This is a genomic window from Aeromonas sp. MR16, from assembly GCF_022549315.1.
GTDB lineage: Bacteria > Pseudomonadota > Gammaproteobacteria > Enterobacterales > Aeromonadaceae > Aeromonas > Aeromonas aquatica.
Window position 1 is genome coordinate 18,255 of record NZ_JAKZFK010000002.1, and the last position, 18,225, is coordinate 36,479.

The 18,225-nt window shown below is 58.9% G+C and carries 18 protein-coding genes; 9 read left to right on the forward strand and 9 right to left on the reverse strand.

What is annotated here, in order from left to right:
• The first annotated feature begins 49 nt into the window (after positions 1–49).
• From MM194_RS02505 to mutT, 7 genes are all read left to right on the forward strand, one after another.
• The gene (locus MM194_RS02505) at positions 50–802 is read left to right on the forward strand and encodes a cell division protein FtsQ/DivIB (protein ID WP_033132329.1); all 753 of its coding nucleotides are present in this window, start codon (positions 50–52) and stop codon (positions 800–802) included.
• Positions 783–2,042, forward strand: coding sequence for a cell division protein FtsA (gene ftsA / locus MM194_RS02510; protein WP_033132330.1), 1,260 nt, complete (start codon positions 783–785; stop codon positions 2,040–2,042). The genes MM194_RS02505 and ftsA overlap by 20 nt, the downstream gene beginning before the upstream one ends.
• A gap of 40 nt (positions 2,043–2,082) precedes the next feature.
• Positions 2,083–3,234, forward strand: coding sequence for a cell division protein FtsZ (ftsZ, locus tag MM194_RS02515; protein ID WP_033132331.1), 1,152 nt, complete (start codon positions 2,083–2,085; stop codon positions 3,232–3,234).
• Between the two features lie 101 nt (positions 3,235–3,335).
• Positions 3,336–4,259, forward strand: a complete 924-nt coding sequence (lpxC, locus tag MM194_RS02520) for a UDP-3-O-acyl-N-acetylglucosamine deacetylase (RefSeq protein WP_033132332.1) — start codon at positions 3,336–3,338, stop codon at positions 4,257–4,259.
• Positions 4,260–4,399: 140 nt separating this feature from the next.
• Positions 4,400–5,305, forward strand: a complete 906-nt coding sequence (locus MM194_RS02525) for a M23 family metallopeptidase (RefSeq protein ID WP_241342550.1) — start codon at positions 4,400–4,402, stop codon at positions 5,303–5,305.
• A gap of 59 nt (positions 5,306–5,364) precedes the next feature.
• On the forward strand, positions 5,365–8,085 hold the full coding sequence (gene secA / locus MM194_RS02530; RefSeq protein WP_241342551.1) for a preprotein translocase subunit SecA: 2,721 nt from the start codon (positions 5,365–5,367) through the stop codon (positions 8,083–8,085).
• A 100-nt stretch (positions 8,086–8,185) separates the two neighbouring features.
• Complete coding sequence (mutT, locus tag MM194_RS02535; RefSeq protein ID WP_241342552.1) at positions 8,186–8,593, forward strand: 8-oxo-dGTP diphosphatase MutT; 408 nt, start codon at positions 8,186–8,188, stop codon at positions 8,591–8,593.
• A gap of 115 nt (positions 8,594–8,708) precedes the next feature.
• Here the strand turns inward: mutT and yacG are convergent, their stop codons facing one another.
• The 9 genes from yacG to MM194_RS02580 form a co-directional block, all read right to left on the reverse strand.
• Positions 8,709–8,903 carry a DNA gyrase inhibitor YacG gene (gene yacG, locus MM194_RS02540; protein WP_033132336.1) on the reverse strand — a complete coding sequence of 65 codons (195 nt, stop codon included), beginning with the start codon at positions 8,901–8,903 and terminating at the stop codon, positions 8,709–8,711.
• 11 nt (positions 8,904–8,914) lie between these two features.
• The gene (gene zapD, locus MM194_RS02545; RefSeq protein WP_241342553.1) at positions 8,915–9,637 is read right to left on the reverse strand and encodes a cell division protein ZapD; all 723 of its coding nucleotides are present in this window, start codon (positions 9,635–9,637) and stop codon (positions 8,915–8,917) included.
• Between the two features lie 37 nt (positions 9,638–9,674).
• Positions 9,675–10,289 carry a dephospho-CoA kinase gene (gene coaE, locus MM194_RS02550; protein ID WP_241342554.1) on the reverse strand — a complete coding sequence of 205 codons (615 nt, stop codon included), beginning with the start codon at positions 10,287–10,289 and terminating at the stop codon, positions 9,675–9,677.
• Between the two features lie 18 nt (positions 10,290–10,307).
• Positions 10,308–11,180: an A24 family peptidase gene (locus MM194_RS02555; protein WP_241342555.1), complete on the reverse strand. Its 873-nt coding sequence runs from the start codon at positions 11,178–11,180 to the stop codon at positions 10,308–10,310.
• An 87-nt stretch (positions 11,181–11,267) separates the two neighbouring features.
• Positions 11,268–12,509 (reverse strand): type II secretion system F family protein, encoded by a 1,242-nt coding sequence (locus tag MM194_RS02560; RefSeq protein WP_033132340.1) that lies wholly within the window; start codon positions 12,507–12,509, stop codon positions 11,268–11,270.
• A 130-nt stretch (positions 12,510–12,639) separates the two neighbouring features.
• Positions 12,640–14,346 (reverse strand): PilB family type IVa pilus assembly ATPase TapB, encoded by a 1,707-nt coding sequence (tapB, locus tag MM194_RS02565; protein WP_241342556.1) that lies wholly within the window; start codon positions 14,344–14,346, stop codon positions 12,640–12,642.
• Positions 14,347–14,349: 3 nt separating this feature from the next.
• Positions 14,350–14,790: a prepilin-type N-terminal cleavage/methylation domain-containing protein gene (locus tag MM194_RS02570; RefSeq protein WP_241342557.1), complete on the reverse strand. Its 441-nt coding sequence runs from the start codon at positions 14,788–14,790 to the stop codon at positions 14,350–14,352.
• A gap of 318 nt (positions 14,791–15,108) precedes the next feature.
• A complete protein-coding gene (gene nadC, locus MM194_RS02575) occupies positions 15,109–15,966 on the reverse strand; it encodes a carboxylating nicotinate-nucleotide diphosphorylase (protein ID WP_241342558.1) in 858 nt (285 codons plus the stop codon).
• Positions 15,967–15,969: 3 nt separating this feature from the next.
• The gene (locus MM194_RS02580; RefSeq protein ID WP_241342559.1) at positions 15,970–16,440 is read right to left on the reverse strand and encodes a retropepsin-like aspartic protease; all 471 of its coding nucleotides are present in this window, start codon (positions 16,438–16,440) and stop codon (positions 15,970–15,972) included.
• 135 nt (positions 16,441–16,575) lie between these two features.
• Here MM194_RS02580 and ampD point away from each other — a divergent pair, with 135 nt between their 5' ends.
• Together ampD and pdhR are read left to right on the forward strand one after the other, a co-directional pair.
• Positions 16,576–17,148, forward strand: coding sequence for a 1,6-anhydro-N-acetylmuramyl-L-alanine amidase AmpD (ampD, locus tag MM194_RS02585; protein ID WP_241342560.1), 573 nt, complete (start codon positions 16,576–16,578; stop codon positions 17,146–17,148).
• A 275-nt stretch (positions 17,149–17,423) separates the two neighbouring features.
• Positions 17,424–18,188: a pyruvate dehydrogenase complex transcriptional repressor PdhR gene (gene pdhR / locus MM194_RS02590; protein WP_241342561.1), complete on the forward strand. Its 765-nt coding sequence runs from the start codon at positions 17,424–17,426 to the stop codon at positions 18,186–18,188.
• Positions 18,189–18,225 lie beyond the last annotated feature (37 nt).

Below are 18,225 nucleotides of genomic sequence, written 5' to 3' on the forward strand. Positions count from 1 at the left end.
GAACCGGTCTGCAAGGGCCGGCATGGCGCGCTAAACGGGGATAGATCGGGTGGAGGCAAGGGCACAAGGGCGCACCAAGGGGGGCTTCATCATCGGGGTGGGATTTTTCATCCTGGTCATGTGGGGGCTCTACCAGACTGCGCTGGATGTTAAAGATTGGCTGACGGATGCCAGTCGGTTGCCCATGAGCGAGCTGTTGCTGCAGGGGCAACACGAATATTTGAAAGCCGATGAGCTGCGTGATGCCGTGCTGGATGGTGCCGAGCTGCGCAACTTCTTCGAGCTGGATGTGAACGAATTGCAGGGGCGGTTGAACGCCCTGCCCTGGGTAGCCCAGGTCTCGGTCCGCAAGAAGTGGCCGAACAAGATCAAGGTCTACCTCACCGAACAGGCGGTGGCGGCACGCTGGAATGGCAACCGCTTCGTCAACACCAAGGGTGAGGTATTCAGTGCCCCGGACAGGGTGAAGACACCCCTGATGCAGTTGTCCGGGCCCGATGATCAGGCTGCCAAGGTGCTGGAGGCGAGCCATCAATACGAGGCGCAGCTGGCTGCCAAGGGATACAAGTTGCTGGGGGTGAATCTGACCCCCCGCCATGCCTGGGAACTGACCCTGGATGGCAACATTCAGCTGTTTGTGGGGCGCTCGGACATCGCGCTTCGCCTGCAGCGGTTTATCGATGCCTTCCCGGTCATCGAACCCCGTGAGCGGGTTGCTTACGTGGACCTTCGATACGACACCGGAATGGCAGTTGGCTGGAAGAAGAACGAAGAGAAAGTGAATGACCAACACCGCAGATAGAAATTTGATTGTCGGACTGGATATCGGCACGACCAAGGTGGCGGTACTGGTTGGAGAAGTGCTGCCGGATGGCGAGCTCAATGTCATCGGCATGGGCAGCCACGCCTCGCGCGGGATGGAGAAGGGGGGGGTCAATGACCTCGATTCCGTCGTCAAATCCTTGCGCCGCGCGGTGGAAGAGGCAGAAATGATGGCCGACTGCCAGATAAGCTCCGTCTATCTGGGCTTGTCAGGCAAGCACATCGATTGTCGCAACGAGACCGGCATGGTGCCCATCTCCGATGAGGAGGTGACCCAGGAGGATGTGGATAACGTCATCCACACCGCCAAGTCGGTGCGACTGTCCGATGAGCTGCGGGTGCTACACGTGCTGCCCCAGGAGTTTGCCATCGACTATCAGGAAGGGATCAAGAATCCGGTCGGCCTGTCCGGCGTGCGGATGGCGGCCAAGGTGCACCTGATCACCTGCCACAACGACATGGCTCGCAACATCGAGAAATGCGTTGAGAAGGTCGGTCTGCGGGTGGATCAGCTGATCTTCTCGGCGCTGGCCTCCAGCTATGCGGTGCTGACGGAAGACGAGAAGGAGCTGGGTGTCTGCGTGGTGGACATCGGGGGTGGCACCATGGACATGTCGCTGTTTACCGGCGGTGCCCTGCGTCATACCAAGGTGATCCCCTATGCCGGCAGCACAGTCACCAGCGACATCGCCTACGCCTTCGGCACACCGCCGCTGGACGCGGAGGCGATCAAGGTGCGCTACGGTTGCGCCCTCGGCCGACTGGTCAGCAAGGAAGACAATATTGAAGTCCCCAGTGTCGGCGGCCGTCCGGCGCGCAGCCTGCAGCGGCAGACACTGGCTGAAGTGATTGAACCCCGTTACACCGAGTTGCTCTCCATGGTGAATGATGAGCTGGTGCGGGTGCAGAGCGAGTTGAAGGCGCAGGGGGTCAAGCATCAGCTGGCGGCCGGTGTGGTATTGACCGGTGGCGCGGCCCAGATCGAAGGCATTGTGGAGTGCGCAGAGCAGATCTTCCAGAGCCAGGTCCGGGTGGGCGAGCCCATGAATATTCGTGGATTGAGTGATTACGTGCAGGCGCCGGTGTACTCGACTGCGGTCGGGCTGCTGCAATATGGCCGTACCCATCAATCCACCGGCAGTAGCAAGGAATATGCCGCCAAGGCAAGCGTGGGTGGCCTGGTCAAACGGGTCAGCAACTGGCTGCGTGGCGAGTTCTAAAAAATTTTGCGTCAGTCAGCAAATAAAGCGGAGAGACAACATGTTTGAATTTATGGATAGCCACACTGACGAAGCCGTCATCAAGGTGATAGGTGTGGGTGGCGGCGGCGGCAACGCAGTCGAGCACATGGTTCGTCAAAACATCGAGGGTGTTGAGTTCATTACCATCAACACCGACGCCCAGGCGCTGCGCAACTCCAGTGCCAACACCACTCTGCAGATCGGCAGTGGTATCACCAAGGGACTGGGTGCCGGAGCCAGCCCGGATGTGGGTCGTGACGCCGCCCTGGAAGATAGGGAAGCACTGCGCGAGCTGCTGACCGGGTCAGACATGGTGTTCATCGCCGCCGGCATGGGCGGTGGTACAGGTACTGGTGCTGCCCCCATCGTGGCCGAAGTGGCCCGCGAGATGGGTATCCTGACCGTTGCCGTCGTGACCAAGCCGTTCTCCTTCGAAGGGAAGAAGCGGATGGGCTTCGCCGCTCACGGTATCGAAGAGCTGTCCAAGAACGTCGACTCCCTGATCACCATCCCCAACGACAAGTTGCTGAAGGTGCTGGGTCGTGGCATCTCCCTGCTGGACGCCTTCAAGGCGGCCAACGACGTCCTGCTGGGTGCAGTACAGGGCATTGCCGAGCTGATCACCCGCCCGGGCTTGATCAACGTCGACTTCGCGGACGTGCGTACCGTGATGCGCGAGATGGGTACCGCCATGATGGGGACAGGTTCTGCTTCCGGTGATGACCGTGCCGAAGAAGCCGCCGAGAAAGCCATCTCTAGCCCGCTGCTGGAAGACGTGGACTTGGCCGGTGCCCGTGGCATCCTGGTCAACATCACCGCCGGCATGGACATGACCATCGAAGAGTTCGAAACCGTGGGCAACGCGGTTAAGGCCTTCGCCTCCGAGAACGCCACCGTGGTGGTGGGTACCGTAATCGACCCTGAAATGCACGACGAACTGCGTGTCACCGTGGTCGCGACCGGTATCGGTGCCGAGCGCAAGCCCGACATCACGCTCGTGAAAAATAACATGGTCCAGGAACGTCCGGCCCGTCAGCCCCTGATCAGCGAAGCCCTGCAGTCTCGCGTGATGGAAGAGGCCCCGGCCAAGGTGGTGAACGCCGAGCCGCAAGCTCGTCGCGAACCGGATTATCTCGATATTCCTGCGTTCCTGCGCAAACAAGCTGACTAAGCCTCTGATGGCTCTGGTTTGTTTGTTGCTTAAGGATTGTGCTAAGATGGCCCGGCAACGACCATCTGGTCAGGAATTTGAGCTGTTGAGCGGATACACCCATGATTAGACAAAGAACCTTGAAAACGAGTGTTCAGGCCACCGGTGTGGGCCTGCATTCGGGCCGGAAAGTCACAATGACGTTCCGTCCGGCACCTGTTAACACAGGGATCGTTTACTTGCGTACCGATCTGAATCCTGTTGTAGCGCTGCCAGCCAACGCCGATCAGGTGCGTGATACCGTGCTTTGTACCGCTTTGGTAAACGAAGCCGGTGTCCGCGTGTCGACCATCGAACATCTGTCTGCCGCCCTGGCCGGGATGGGGATCGACAACCTCTACGTAGAGGTTGATGCGCCCGAAATCCCGGTGATGGATGGCAGTGCGCATCCGTTCATCTACCTGCTGCAAGAAGTGGGTATTCGTGAACAGAGCGCTCCCAAGCAGTTTGTGCGGATCAAGCAGAGCGTCCGGGTTGAAGACGGCGACAAGTGGGCGGAATTCCACCCTTATCGCAACGGCTTCAAGATGGATCTCGAGATCGATTTCCAGCATCCGGTGTTTGAAGGCCGCAACCAGCGTTGCGTGCTGGACTTCTCCGGCAGCTCTTTCGTGAAAGAGATCAGTCGTGCCCGTACCTTCGGCTTCATGCGTGACATCGAGTACCTGCGTTCCCAGAACCTGGCATTGGGCGGAAGCCTGGAAAATGCCGTGGTGCTGGATGACTATCGGGTGCTGAACGAAGATGGTCTGCGTTACGAAGACGAGTTCGTCAAGCACAAGATGCTGGATGCGATCGGTGATCTGTATATGTGCAACCGCAGCATCATCGGTGAATTCCGCGCCTACAAGACGGGCCATGCCCTGAACAACAAACTGCTGCGTGCCTTGCTGGCCAAGCAGGAGGCCTGGGAACTGGTGACCTTCGAGGGTGAGGGCGAGAAAGCGCCCATCGCTTACTACGATAACGGTCTGGTTCTGGCCTGATAGCTGTGCAACGGGACGTCGGTCATCTCTCCGCACCGACGTCCCGTCATTTGTTTATTCCATCCTTTAATACCGATTATCTCCCGGTTTTATTGCCCGTGCTGGCTCCTGGCCTCACCTGACCGAGAAGACATATTTCTATGAGCATTACCCTGATCCTCAACGGTAAGCAGCGCCGCAAGTTGCACTTACCCAAACAACGTCTGGCCTGGGTCGGCGGTATCCTCTTCACTGTATTGGCCCTGAGTGGTGGTTGGCTCTGGCAGAGCTGGCACCAGAAGATGGAAGCGCTGGAAGTCGCGCTGGCCATGGCCGAACAGCAAAAATCCACGCAAGGGGCCGATGAAGCCCGCGAACAACTCGCCATGCTGGCCGCCCAGGTGGGCACCATGCAGGGGCAGCTGGGTCGTCTCAATGCGCTCGGCGAGCGGCTGACCGAAAAGGCAGACCTCGATCCCGAAGAATTCAACTTCAAGGAACTGCCTCCCATGGGTGGTCCCTCCTACGATACCGATCTCGAAGTCAGCCTCAACGAGCTGCAAGATTCCATGAAACATCTCAGCCGACAGCTCAGCAGCCGTGAAGAGCAACTGTCGGTACTTGAATCTTTCATCATGAATCACCATATCACCGATGCCGGTTTTATTGCCGGCTCGCCGGTCAAGCAGGAGCGGGTCTGGATCTCCTCCGGCTTCGGTGGCCGGGTCGATCCGTTCAACGGCCGCGCCAAGATGCACAAGGGGGTGGATTTCCGTGGCAAGCCCGGCACACCCATCCTGGCCACCGGCAAGGGGATCGTCAGCTGGTCAGGCCGTCACCCGGAATTTGGCAACATGGTGGAGATAGACCATGGCAACGGTTTGGTGACCCGCTACGCCCATAACTCCAAGTTGTTGGTGGATGTGGGCACCCTGGTCGACGAAGGCCAGAAGATCGCCCTGATGGGGCGGACCGGTCGCGCGACCGGGGTTCATTTGCATTACGAAGTATTGAAAGATGGTCGTCAGGTCAACCCCGCACGCTTTCTGAACGCCAGACGGGGTTAGGTTTTTTCTTCAGGTTCCAGTGACGGAACGCTCAAATATAACCAAAACAGTTGGTACCCATGATTAGCACACTGCTCACCAAGATTATCGGCAGCCGGAACGACAGAACGCTCAAGGCTTTGCGAAAAATTGTAAAACAGATCAATGCGATGGAGCCTCAGTTCGAGGCACTGTCCGATCAGGAACTGCAGGCAAAGACCGCTGAGTATCGTCAGCGTCTGGAGCTGGGTGAGACGCTGGAGCAACTGTTGCCGGAAGCGTTCGCCACCGTGCGCGAAGCCTCCCGCCGGGTGTTCGGCATGCGTCACTTCGACGTCCAGCTGATCGGTGGCATGGTGCTGAACTCCAACCGTATCGCCGAGATGAAGACCGGTGAAGGCAAGACCCTCACCGCGACCCTGCCAGCTTACCTGAATGCCCTCTCCGGCCGCGGCGTGCACGTGGTGACGGTGAACGACTATTTGGCCAAGCGTGATGCGGAGGCGAACCGCCCGCTGTTCACTTTCCTCGGCATGACGGTGGACTGCAACGTGCCCGGCATGGATGCGTCCCAGAAGCGCGATGCCTACGCAGCTGACATCACCTACGGCACCAACAACGAATTCGGTTTCGACTACCTGCGCGACAACATGGCGTTCTCGCCGGAGCAGCGCGTGCAGCGTCCGCTCAACTACGCGCTGGTGGATGAGGTGGATTCCGTGCTCATCGATGAAGCCCGTACCCCGCTGATCATTTCCGGCCCGGCGGAAGACAGCTCCGCCATGTATACCCAGATCAACAAGCTGATCCCGCTGCTGGTCAAGCAGGACAAGGAAGACTCCGAGGAGTACACCGGCGACGGCCACTACACAGTGGACGAGAAGAACCGTCAGGCGCTGCTGACCGAGAACGGCCAGATCTTCGTGGAAGAGCTGCTCAAGAAAGAGGGGCTGCTGGCGGAAGAGGACTCCCTGTTCTCCGCCACCAACATCAGCCTGCTGCACCACGTCAACGCCGGTCTGCGCGCCCATACCCTGTTTGAGCGCAACGTCGACTACATAGTGCAGAAGGACGAGATCGTCATCGTCGACGAGCACACCGGCCGTACCATGCCGGGCCGTCGCTGGTCCGATGGCCTGCATCAGGCCGTCGAGGCGAAGGAAGGGGTCAAGATCCAGAACGAGAACCAGACTCTGGCCTCCATCACCTTCCAGAACTACTTCCGTCTGTACGACAAGCTGGCGGGGATGACGGGGACCGCCGACACAGAAGCCTTCGAATTCCAACAGATATATGGTCTGGATACCGTGGTCATCCCGACCAACAAGCCGATGGTGCGCAAGGACATGGGCGATCTGGTCTATCTAACCGCCCAGGAAAAATATGCCGCCATCGTCGAAGACATTCGTGGTTGCGTCTCCCGTGGCCAGCCGGTGCTGGTGGGGACCGTCTCTATCGAGAACTCCGAGCTGCTGTCCGGCATCCTGACCAAGGAAAACATCCCGCACAAGGTGCTGAACGCCAAGTTCCACGCCATGGAGGCGGAGATCGTCGCCCAGGCGGGCCAGATTGGCGCCGTGACTATCGCCACCAACATGGCCGGTCGGGGTACCGACATAGTGCTGGGTGGCAACTGGCAGGCCGAAATCGCCGCGCTGGAGAACCCGACCGACGAGCAGATCCGTGCCATCAAGGCCGCCTGGCAGATCCGCCACGATGAAGTATTGGCCGCCGGCGGCCTGCACATCATCGGCACCGAGCGCCATGAGTCCCGCCGTATCGACAACCAGCTGCGCGGCCGTTCCGGTCGTCAGGGTGACCCGGGTTCTTCCCGTTTCTACCTCTCCATGGAAGATACCCTGATGCGGATCTTCGCCTCCGATCGCGTGACCGGCATGATGAAGAAGCTGGGCATGGAAGAGGGCGAGGCCATCGAGCACCCCTGGGTGACCAAGGCCATCGAGAACGCCCAGCGCAAGGTGGAGGGTCGCAACTTCGACATCCGTAAAAACCTGCTCGAGTTCGATGACGTAGCGAATGATCAGCGTAAAGTGGTCTATGAGCAGCGCAACGAGCTGCTGGATACCAATGACATCTCCGACACCATCCACGTCATTCGTGACGACGTCTATGGCGCCATCATCGATGAGTACATTCCGCCCCAGTCCCTGGAAGAGATGTGGGACGTGCCGGGTCTGGAAGCGCGCCTGAAAGCCGATTTCGCACTGGATCTGCCGCTGCAGCAGTGGCTGGCGGAAGATGACAAGCTGTACGAAGAGAAGCTGCGCGAGCGAATTCTGGAAGAGGCCACCAAGCTGTATGCCCATAAGGAAGAGCTGGTCGGCACATCGGTGCTGCGCAACTTCGAGAAGGCGGTGATGCTGCAGACCCTGGATGGTCTGTGGAAGGAGCATCTGGCGGCCATGGATCACCTGCGTCAGGGCATCCATCTGCGCGGCTACGCCCAGAAGAACCCCAAGCAGGAGTACAAGCGCGAGTCCTTCGATCTGTTTACCCAGATGCTGGAAACCCTCAAGCGCGACGTGGTCAGCATCCTGAGCCGGGTTCAGGTGCAGGAGCGCGACGTAGAGGCGATGGAAGAGCAGCAGCGCCAACAGGCAGAAGCGGCTCCTCGCACCTATACCCATGCCGCCGCCGAGAATCAGCTGGCCGACGAAGAGGCCCAGGCCGAAGCGGCGCCGGTGACCTTCGTGCGAGATGAGCAGAAGATCGGCCGCAACGATCCCTGCCCTTGTGGATCCGGCAAGAAATACAAGCACTGCCACGGTCAGTTGACCTGATCCGTTGTCAGGCTCCATGCACCGCCTCCGGGCGGTGCATCTATTTCAGGGCATCCGACCGGGTGGCCCATGAAGTGCGCTGGCTAGAGTGAGGACAAAGATGGAATCGAAGAAACGCATCTGGGTGGCGGTGGGCGTCATCGAGAATGAGCGGGGGGATATCTTCCTCGCTAAACGCTCCTCTGACCGCCATCAGGGCGATCGCTGGGAATTTCCCGGAGGCAAGGTGGAGTCAGGGGAAGACCTGCTCACCGCGCTGGACAGAGAGCTGTGGGAAGAGATCGGGATCCGGGTGCTGGATTGTTCCCCCTTCATGGAGCTGCACCACGATTACCCCGACAAGCAGGTGCTGCTGGATATCTGGAAGGTGACCAGCTTCAATGGCGAGCCCTTTGGCAAGGAGGGGCAGGAGTGCCGCTGGGTGCCACTGGCGTCCCTGCACGAATACCGGTTCCCGGATGCCAACGGCCCGATCGTCGCCCGCCTGCAGGAACAGCTTGCGCAGTAAGATCGAATGCCGATGGCGCTGTGGTGTGTGGCAGTGCCGAAGACGCCGCTAACCGAGCCATCCGTGGGATATGCGCATTAAAAAAGGGCCTTGCTGGCCCTTTTTGCTGTTCGGCTTATTGCCACTGTTCCCCTTCCTCGGGATAGGGCAACAGCTCCGGATTGATTTCGCCGGGGATACGCTTCTCTTCGTCGGCCCACTCACCGAGGTCGATCAGCTGGCAGCGCTTGCTGCAGAAGGGACGAAACAGGCTCTCTGGGGTCCATTCCAGCTCGGTCTGACAGGTCGGGCACTTTACCTTGGTTACCATCTGATCACTCCTTAGCAGCAGGCGAGCTGGAAGGGCACGTCGCCGATCTGCTGTTCTGTGGTTGGCAGGAAGCGCAGGGCGAAGCGGTTCTTGTGGCCGCTCAGGGTCGGATAGCAGGAGGGCGCGCCAGGCAGGCGGATGCGAATGAGTTCGGCCCCCTCGGCGGTGTCCTGGAAGAAGCCATTGGTGGCGATCTGAGCGCTGAAGTTGCCTGATTCGCGCCACAGGCGCAGCAGCAGGGTGATGGCGTTCATCAGTAGATTGATGTCACTGAGCCACAGCTGCATCTGCTGATGGCGATCCACCGCCGGGGTGACCAGCCAGTGATGCAGCTGGGGCACGTCGAAGGCGCAGAGGCCGCCAGGGATGGAGAAGCGCTGGCGGATGGAGCCGAGCAGGCGATCCTCTTTCAGGCGGGCTCCGGGGCGAGGGGAGTTGAGCAGGCTGCGGGAAAGCTGGGTACTCTCCTGCTGCATCCGCTGGATCTGCTCAAGGTCGACTTCCGGCAGGCTGGCCCAGTGGCTCAGACGCTGGCTGAGCCGCTCCAGATCCTTGATCAGATCGGCGCGCAAGTCACCACGCTCCAGCAACTCCTGCAGATCGAACAGCCCCTTGAAGAAGGCGATGTGTGCCCAAGGCTGGTCACTCTCCAGATTGTCGCGGATCTGGGAAAACAGGGACTCCAGACGAAGATAGGTCCGGCTTTTTTCGTTGAGGGGAAAATCGTAAATCATGCCTAATCCTGGCCAGCCATAAACCGATCTAGTGTACTCACAGTTGGGGGGCTTGTTGAGAGGCAAATGCCAGATATGTCTCGTGCAGCGCCAAAATTCGCGCCTGAATGGTCTCGCTTGTGCCACTCTGGTTGTCCAGCACATCGTCTGCCGCCGCGAGGCGTTCGGCACGGCTCGCCTGGGATGCCAGAATGGCCTGGGCCTGCGCCCGACTCACCCCATCCCGGCGACAGGTGCGCTCGATCTGGGTCTCTTCATCCACGTCGATGACCAGCACCCGATCGGCGAGGCCGGTGAGTTTGTTCTCGACCAGCAAGGGGACGACCAGCAGGCAGTAGGGGGAACTGGCTGTGGCACACTGGCGCAGCATCTCGTGGCGTATAAGGGGGTGAAGCAGTGCATTCAACCATAATTTGTCTTCATTATGGTTGAAAATGCGTTCACGCAGGGCGCGTCTGTCCAGCTCGCCCTGGGCATTGAGGATGACGCTGCCGAAATGGCTGACGATGGCGGCCAACGCCGGAGTGCCGGGTTCCACCACTTCACGGGCGATCACATCGGCATCGACCACCTCGATGCCAAGGGCCGCAAACTGGTTGGCGATGGTCGTCTTGCCGCTGCCGATCCCGCCGGTAATAGCTACCACATACATTTGTCAGAGATCCCGTTGTTAGAGGACGGTGTTCAGATACCAGCGGGTGATGCTATCTCCCCACAGCAGCGCGATCCAGCCCGCGATGGCGAGATAGGGGCCGAAGGGGATGGGGTTGGCCTGATGGTGTTTACGCAGCGCGATGAGCCCGATGCCGATGATGGCACCGACCAGGGAGGAGAGCAGCAGCACTATGGGCAGGGCCTGCCAGCCGAGCCAGGCGCCGAGGGCTGCCAGCAGCTTGAAGTCCCCATAGCCCATCCCCTCCTTGCCGGTGAGTAGCTTGAAGGCCCAGTAGAGGCTCCAGAGCACCAGATAACCGGCCATGGTGCCGATGACGGCATCCTCCAGCGACACAAAGCCCCCCAGCAGGTTGAACAGCAAGCCCCCCCACAGCAGTGGCAGGGTGAGTTGATCCGGGAGCAGCATCTTGTCCAGATCGATAAAGGTGAGCGCGACCAGCGTCCAGGTCAGCATCAGAGCGGCCAGCATGCCCCAGCCAGGGGGGAGGGTGGCTGCGACGGCCACCGACAGCAGGGCGGTCAGCAATTCGACTAAGGGATAACGGGCCGAGATGGGGGCCTTGCATGCCCGGCAGCGCCCCTTGAGCCATAGCCAGCTCAGCAGAGGGATGTTTTCGATGGCCGTGATGGGATGCTCGCAATGTGGGCAGGCGGAGCGTGGCACCATCAGGTTATAGGGGGCCACGGGGGGCGTTTCGGTATCGCTGTCGAAGTAGCCACGATATTCGGCGTGCCATTCGCGTTCCAGCATGATGGGCAGGCGATGAATGACCACGTTGAGGAAACTGCCGATCATCAGGGCGAAGATAAATATCAGGGAAAGGTAGAGCCAGGGCAGGCCCTGGGCCAGCTCGATCAGAAGCACCATATTCAACCGCTTGTGTTGGGAAAGGAGGGAGTCGAGGACCATGCCCAAGGCGATGCATGCCAGTTGGGCCTGTCCTGGACCGGGGGCTCAGTGTATCACAGAGCCCAGCTTGAAGATGGGGAGGTACATGGCGACGACCATGCCACCGACCAGCACCCCGAGCACCACCATGATGAGGGGCTCGAGCAGGCTGGTGAGGCCATCGACCATATCATCGACTTCCTGTTCGAAGATGGTGGCCACCTTGGAGAGCATGTCATCGATGGCGCCGGACTCCTCGCCTATCATCACCATCTGGATCACCATATCGGGAAAGAGATCCACGGTGCGCATGGCGACGTTGATCTGCATACCGGCGACGACCTCGTTACGGATGGCCATGATGGCGGTGCGATAGACGTAGTTGCCGGAGGCGCCAGCAGACGAGACCAGAGCATCCACCAGAGGAATACCGGCAGAGAAGGTTGTAGAGAGGGTGCGGGCGAAGCGGGCCATGGCGGCCTTGTGAAGGATGGAACCCACTATCGGTATGGTGAGGACGAACTTGTCCGTGTTATCACGCACCTTCTGGGAACTGCGCCAGGCGCGCACGTAGAGGAAAATGGCCAGGGCGATGCCGCCAAAGATCGCATACCACCAGTGCTGCATGAAGCGGGAGATGCCGATGACGAACTGGGTGAAGATGGGCAGTTCGGCACCGAAGCTCTTGAAGATATCCTCGAACTGCGGAATGACGAACAGCAGCAGGATGGAGGTCACGACGATGGCGACCAGGATAACCATGGTCGGGTAGAACATCGCCTTCTTGATCTTGGACTTGAGTGCCTCACTCTTCTCGCGGTAGATGGCGATCCGATCGTAGATGGTTTCCAGCGCACCGGATTGTTCTCCCGCCTCCACCAGATCGCAATAGAGCGCATCGAAATGGCGAGGGTGGCGGCGCAGCGCGTCTGACATGGGCGTACCGGTTTCCACATCGGCGGCGATCTGGCCGATCAGCTCGCGCACTGCCGCCTTCTCGTGACCGCGCGCGATGATCTGCAGGCTCTGTACCAGCGGCACGCCAGCGGAGAGCATAGTGGTGATCTGGCGAGTAATGACGGCGATGTCCATGGGCTTGATCTTGGCGCCGCCTTTGGAAAACATGCCCTGACTCTGTTTGCCGACCTTGGTGACATTGACACCTTGCTTGCGCAGCTCGATTTTGACGGTGTTGATGCTGTCGGCCTGCAACTCGCCTGAGACCTTCTGCCCCTTGCGATTGACACCGTGCCAGCGGAAGGAGAAGACTTTTTTCGGAGCGTTCTGTTTTTGCGCTAATGTGGCCATCACTGCATCCTGCAATTGGGCGACGGGGGCCGGATGATATTGCTTCCTGTCCGGCTCATCTTGGCTTGAAAAACGTATCAGGGGAGCGGCATCGGCTTCACCCGGGTGAATCGCCTGAGAAACTATGTGCTTAGTTGGTGGTAATCCGGTTAATTTCGGCCAGGCTGGTGACCCCTAACCTCGCCTTCTCGAGGCCGGAGGTGCGCAGATTGCGCATGCCTTCCTTCTGGGCAATGGCCGCTATTTGTAATGAGTTGGCCCCTTGCATGATCAGTTTTGCGATGTTGTCTGACATGAGCAGAATTTCATAGATACCGACCCGTCCCCTGTATCCTCCAGAACACTCCTTGCAGCCCACGGGCTTGAATAGCCTCAGCCCGGCGACCAGCTGTTGTTGGGTAAACCCCAGTTCCAGCAGTTCGGTATCGGGCACTATCTCGGGTGTCTTGCAGTGTTCGCACAGCTTGCGGGCGAGGCGCTGAGCCATGATGAGGGTCACCGAGGAGGCAATGTTGAAGGCGGGAACCCCCATGTTCATCATCCGGGTCAGGGTCTCGGCTGCCGAGTTGGTATGCAGGGTCGAGAGTACCAGATGGCCGGTCTGGGAGGCCTTGATGGCTATCTCTGCGGTTTCCAGATCCCGAATCTCACCCACCATGACGATGTCCGGATCCTGACGCAGGAAGGAGCGCAGGGCGCTGGCGAAGGTGAGCCCCGCCTTGGGATTGATCTGTACCTGGTTGACGCCGGGCAGATTGATCTCCACCGGATCCTCTGCAGTAGAGATATTGACCTCGTTGGTATTGAGGATGTTGAGACCGGTATAGAGTGAGACCGTCTTGCCCGAACCGGTGGGGCCTGTGACCAGGATCATGCCTTGAGGCTTGGAGAGGGCGCGCAGGTATTGCGCCTTCTGCTGTTCGTCAAAGCCGAGTTGATCGAGGTTGAGCCGCGCGGCCGACGAGTCCAGCAGACGGATAACGATCTTCTCGCCCCACATGGTGGGCAGGGTGTTGACCCGCATGTCCATGGACTTGCTGCGCGATATCTTCAGCTTGATACGGCCATCCTGCGGCAGACGTCGCTCGGCGATATCGAGCCGCGCCATCACCTTGAGACGGGCCGCGAAGCGATTGGCCAGATTGACCGGCGGTGTGGCGACCTCGTGCAGTATGCCGTCGACCCGAAAGCGGATCCGGTACTTGGTCTCGTAGGGTTCGAAATGCAGATCAGATGCGCCCCGCTTGATGGCATCCATCATGATCTTGTTGATGTATTTGACTATGGGGGCATCGTCGTCTGCGGTATTGACGCTCTCATCGAGCCGCGAACCCTCATCGGAGACTTCGAGCTCCGAAATCTCGGATTCGTCGATGTCATCCATGCCGAGGGCATCCTGCTCGCTCTCCATCAGCTTGCCGATGGCAGTGGTCAGCTTGCTCTCTTCAACCAGCAGGGCTTCGGTGTGCAGACCGAAGCTGAAGCCAAAATCTTCCAGCGCCGACACATTGGTCGGGTCCGACATGGCGATATAGAGGGTGTGGCCCTGGGTGTAGATGGGCAGCACATGATGTTTCTCGATCAGCTTCTGATTGAGGTATTTCTGCGGGATCTCGGCCAAGTCGAAGGCGGCAAGATCCAGCAGAGGTACCCCATATTCCAGCTCACAGAAATCGGCCAGTGCCTTGCTGTCGAGGATGTCATTCTCGATCAGAAAGGTAACAAAGGGCTTGCGCTGTGCCCTTGCTTGGCTCAGATAACGCTGTGAGTCTGGCTCACTGAGAAGGGAAGAGGCGGCCAGGCTAGTAGCCAGGCCGCTATTGGGGCTAGAGGTCATGCGTTAGCAAATGCCAGTCGAAGTACAGGTACTTCCACTTGCTGCATTTGTCCAGATTACTTGGCCATTGGTGTAGGTTCCCCCCAAAACATAGGTTTTTTCGGCATCCTCAAATGGAGGGTTTGATCCTACGGCTGTTATGTCAACAGAGGCACTAGCTGCTCCTGCACCTACGGTAACTGACGCAACAAAACTACCAGTTGAACCACTTACTGCTGCTGGTATTCCATTGGTTCCCGCAGTTAAACAATTTGCTAGAGATCCATCTTTTTGTGCACAGACCTCTACGGCACTCTTCAAGCCACCAGTTGCAGCAACGACTTCTGAAAACTTGGCTTTTTTGGTATAGCTCTGGTAAGCCGGGAGGGCGATGGCGGCCAAGATGGCAACGATCGCGACCACTATCATCAATTCAATTAGCGTAAACCCTGACTGTTTTTTCATGTCAAATATCCTTTTGTCCATGGTTCCTGAGAAGTGCCGGTGGAATTCTATCCACACGTCCGTATCTTATCCGAGCGCTTAGGGTTGGCAACAGAGGCAAGCCCCTTGTTGGCGGTTTTTCTGTCATTTGGTGAAAATCGCAGGAAAATCAAAGCTTAAATAGTGTCTATTGACTCTGGATACAGTCGGGAGGGCCCATCTTCACACTCCTTATGTCGTGGGATCCTGCATAAAGAAAAGGCGCCGATGGCGCCTTTTGCAAGTTCCGAGTCCTGTAATATCTGGCAGGGTCACTGAGAACCTCTTGTTCCGATGAGTTCAGACAAAACGCATCGACAGATCCAGCGCTCGCACATGCTTGGTCAGGGCACCCACAGAGATAAAATCGACGCCGGTGGCGGCGTACTCGGCCAGGGTTTCCAGGGTCACGTTACCGGACACCTCCAGCTTGGCGCGTCCCCGGTTCAGGGCTACCGCCTCGCGCATCATGGGCACATCGAAGTTATCCAGCATCACGATATCTGCATTGGCTGCCAGCGCTTGTCCCAGCTCGGCCAGCGATTCCACTTCCACCTCAACCGGTTTGCCCGGATTGAGGCGGCGCGCTTCGCTGATCGACTCCTTGATACCGCCGCAGGCGAGGATGTGGTTCTCCTTGATGAGATAGGCGTCGAACAGACCGATGCGGTGATTCTTGCCGCCGCCGCAGGTGACGGCATATTTCTGGGCGCTGCGCAGCCCGGGCAGTGTCTTGCGGGTGTCGAGCAGACGGCAGTCGGTCCCTTCCAGCTCAGCGACATAGCGGGCGGTGAGAGTGGCGACACCGGAGAGGGTCTGCACGAAGTTCAGTGCATTGCGCTCGCCAGTCAACAGTGCGCGAGCAGGGCCATGGAGCCGGAACAGCTCCTGATTGGGGGAGAGGCGCTCACCGTCTTGCACCAGCCACTCCACCCGGACTTCGCCGCCGAGCTGGGCAAATACTTCATCCACCCAGGGCTGGCCGCAGAACACGCCGGCCTCGCGGGTAATGACCCGGGCGGTCGAGACACGATCGGCCGGGATCAACTGGGCCGTGATATCGGCGCTGGCATCCGGTTGATCCAGTGCGGTGAGGGCGTCGCCCAAATCTTCGAGTAGTGCGGCGCGTACGGCGCGGCTGATGTCCTGTTGTAACATGCCTTATTCCTGCAAGGGTCTGAGAAGCAACTGCCTGTCTTTCTGGCGCAATTCCAGTCGGCCTAGGGCATTCATGCCCACCAGGATCTCCTCCCCGTCGGCCACCGGATTGATAAAGACGGACAAATCGTACAGGGTCAGTGGGCCCATCGCCAGGCTTTCGATCTGGCCGGTCTGCACCTGGATCTCACCCGCCGCGGTATTGACCCGGCTGCGACCGGTGGCGACGAGACCGAGACGCGTCGCCACCTGACCCGGTACCGTCACCCTGGTGGCGCCAGTATCGAGCAGCAGTTGCACCGGCTGGCCGTTGATGGCACCCTCCAGACGATAATGCCCGCTGGCATCGGCCTTGAGCAGCAGGTCACCGTCGGCGGTCACGGAGGGCTTGGCGCTGGAATAGAAGTAAAGTGTCAGCAGTCCTAGCAAAGAGAGCCAGGCGAGCAGCCAGAGACGGCGGGCCATCGGGTGCATATGGGGTCCAGTGCCTTGCAAAAGATGGTTCAGCCTAACACAATTTTATCCGTGGATTCAGACGCTTGTTCCCGGTTTATCGCGGGAGCCGTCACCCCGTTGCGGGCCATACTTTCATTGCGAGTCGAGTAGATGATGACCCAACCGACAACCATTTTTTCCATCGATGATGCTGGCTGGTGCGAGCAGGCCCGTCGGGTGCCTTCCCCCCATCACAATAAGCGGAGCAGCCCGGACGACATCTCCCTGCTGGTGGTGCACGGTATCAGCCTGCCGCCGGGGCAGTTTGGTGGTCCCTGGATAGATGATCTCTTCCTCGGCAAGTTGGATCCCGCCGCTCACCCCTATTTCACCGACATCCATCAGCTGCGAGTCTCGGCCCATTGCCTGATCCGGCGCGATGGTGAGCTGGTGCAATATGTGCCATTTGGTGCCCGCGCCTGGCATGCCGGGGTATCGAGCTGGGAGGGCAGGGAGGCTTGCAACGACTTCTCCATCGGCATCGAGCTGGAAGGCACAGATGAGCAGCCTTACAGCGTTCAGCAGTACCAGGTGCTGGCGAGCCTCACTCGAGCCATCTCCCACCAGTATCCCGCCATCACATCCGATCGCATCGTCGGACATTGCGACATAGCGCCGGGCCGCAAGACGGATCCGGGCGACAGTTTCGAATGGCAGCGCTATCGTGGGATGCTCAACTTTGAGTAAAAAATCCAAACATTAGTTTGTATTTTTAAAATCAATGGCTTGCCTTTTGGGTGAGCCATTTTTCATGCTGTTGGCCAAATGTTATCTGTGAGCAAGCTCATAAATATTGGTCAGACCATTTTCTATGAGCTATATCATGATTTCGCTTTTTTACCCCTAAAGTGGCAAGCGTCGTTCTTGATGCAGATCATATTTTGGGTGGACTTTTTCCAAGCCCTCTGCTAATTTTCGCCCCAATCATAGAATTGGTAATACCAATTTAACAAAGTAGCCCCATGCCCTATATCAAGATTACTCAGCCCAAGCTGGCCGACGCCATCGTCGCCGAGCTGGAAAGCATGATTCTGGAAGGCAGCTTGCAGCCGGGGCAGAAGTTGCCCCCCGAGCGTGAACTCGCCATCCAGTTTCAGGTATCGCGCCCCTCCTTGCGCGAAGCCATCCAGCGTTTGGAAGCCAGAGGACTCTTGTATCGTCGTCAGGGCGGCGGCACCTATGTGCAGAATGCCCTGAGCAAGGGGATCGCGGATCCCCTGTTCGAGCTGCTCAGCACCCACCCGGAAGCCCAGTATGACCTGCTGGAGTTTCGTCACGCGCTGGAAGGCATCTGTGCCTACTATGCGGCGTTGCGGGGGACTGAGGCCGATTTCGAGCGGATCCGCCTGGCGCAATCCGCCATCGAAGAGGCGGGTCAGTTGGGGTCGCTGGTGACCGAATCTGCTGCCGTCACCCAGTTCTATCTGGCAGTCGCAGAGGCGTCCCACAACGTGGTGCTGCTGCACCTGCTGCGGGCCATGGGCCCCATGCTCGAACAGAACATTTTACGAAATAATGAGATTTTGAATCGCCGTCCGGGAGTGGTAGCCAAGATCCGTCGCCATCGTGCGAGCCTGATCGAGGCTATCCTGTCGGGGGCTCCGGAGCGGGCCAGGGCAGCTTGTCATGAGCACCTGGCCTTTATCGAGGACACCTTGTTGGATATGCAGAGGGAAGACAGCCGGATCCAGCGATCCATGCGTCGGATCCGTCAGCAGGATAACTAATCCCACAAGGCTCTATTGTCGAATGCTTGCGCCCTTC

What these genes read in the sequence shown, in the direction of transcription:
- tapB (WP_241342556.1), bottom strand. Translation starts at nt 14,346, where the DNA reads ATGACCTCTAGCCCCAATAGCGGCCTGGCTACTAGCCTGGCCGCCTCT.
- pdhR (WP_241342561.1), top strand. Translation starts at nt 17,424, where the DNA reads ATGCCCTATATCAAGATTACTCAGCCCAAGCTGGCCGACGCCATCGTC.
- zapD (WP_241342553.1), bottom strand. Translation starts at nt 9,637, where the DNA reads ATGATTTACGATTTTCCCCTCAACGAAAAAAGCCGGACCTATCTTCGT.
- yacG (WP_033132336.1), bottom strand. Translation starts at nt 8,903, where the DNA reads ATGGTAACCAAGGTAAAGTGCCCGACCTGTCAGACCGAGCTGGAATGG.
- secA (WP_241342551.1), top strand. Translation starts at nt 5,365, where the DNA reads ATGATTAGCACACTGCTCACCAAGATTATCGGCAGCCGGAACGACAGA.
- MM194_RS02555 (WP_241342555.1), bottom strand. Translation starts at nt 11,180, where the DNA reads ATGGTGCTTCTGATCGAGCTGGCCCAGGGCCTGCCCTGGCTCTACCTT.
- nadC (WP_241342558.1), bottom strand. Translation starts at nt 15,966, where the DNA reads ATGTTACAACAGGACATCAGCCGCGCCGTACGCGCCGCACTACTCGAA.
- coaE (WP_241342554.1), bottom strand. Translation starts at nt 10,289, where the DNA reads ATGTATGTGGTAGCTATTACCGGCGGGATCGGCAGCGGCAAGACGACC.
- lpxC (WP_033132332.1), top strand. Translation starts at nt 3,336, where the DNA reads ATGATTAGACAAAGAACCTTGAAAACGAGTGTTCAGGCCACCGGTGTG.
- MM194_RS02580 (WP_241342559.1), bottom strand. Translation starts at nt 16,440, where the DNA reads ATGCACCCGATGGCCCGCCGTCTCTGGCTGCTCGCCTGGCTCTCTTTG.
- ftsZ (WP_033132331.1), top strand. Translation starts at nt 2,083, where the DNA reads ATGTTTGAATTTATGGATAGCCACACTGACGAAGCCGTCATCAAGGTG.
- ftsA (WP_033132330.1), top strand. Translation starts at nt 783, where the DNA reads ATGACCAACACCGCAGATAGAAATTTGATTGTCGGACTGGATATCGGC.
- mutT (WP_241342552.1), top strand. Translation starts at nt 8,186, where the DNA reads ATGGAATCGAAGAAACGCATCTGGGTGGCGGTGGGCGTCATCGAGAAT.
- MM194_RS02525 (WP_241342550.1), top strand. Translation starts at nt 4,400, where the DNA reads ATGAGCATTACCCTGATCCTCAACGGTAAGCAGCGCCGCAAGTTGCAC.
- MM194_RS02570 (WP_241342557.1), bottom strand. Translation starts at nt 14,790, where the DNA reads ATGAAAAAACAGTCAGGGTTTACGCTAATTGAATTGATGATAGTGGTC.
- ampD (WP_241342560.1), top strand. Translation starts at nt 16,576, where the DNA reads ATGACCCAACCGACAACCATTTTTTCCATCGATGATGCTGGCTGGTGC.
- MM194_RS02560 (WP_033132340.1), bottom strand. Translation starts at nt 12,509, where the DNA reads ATGGCCACATTAGCGCAAAAACAGAACGCTCCGAAAAAAGTCTTCTCC.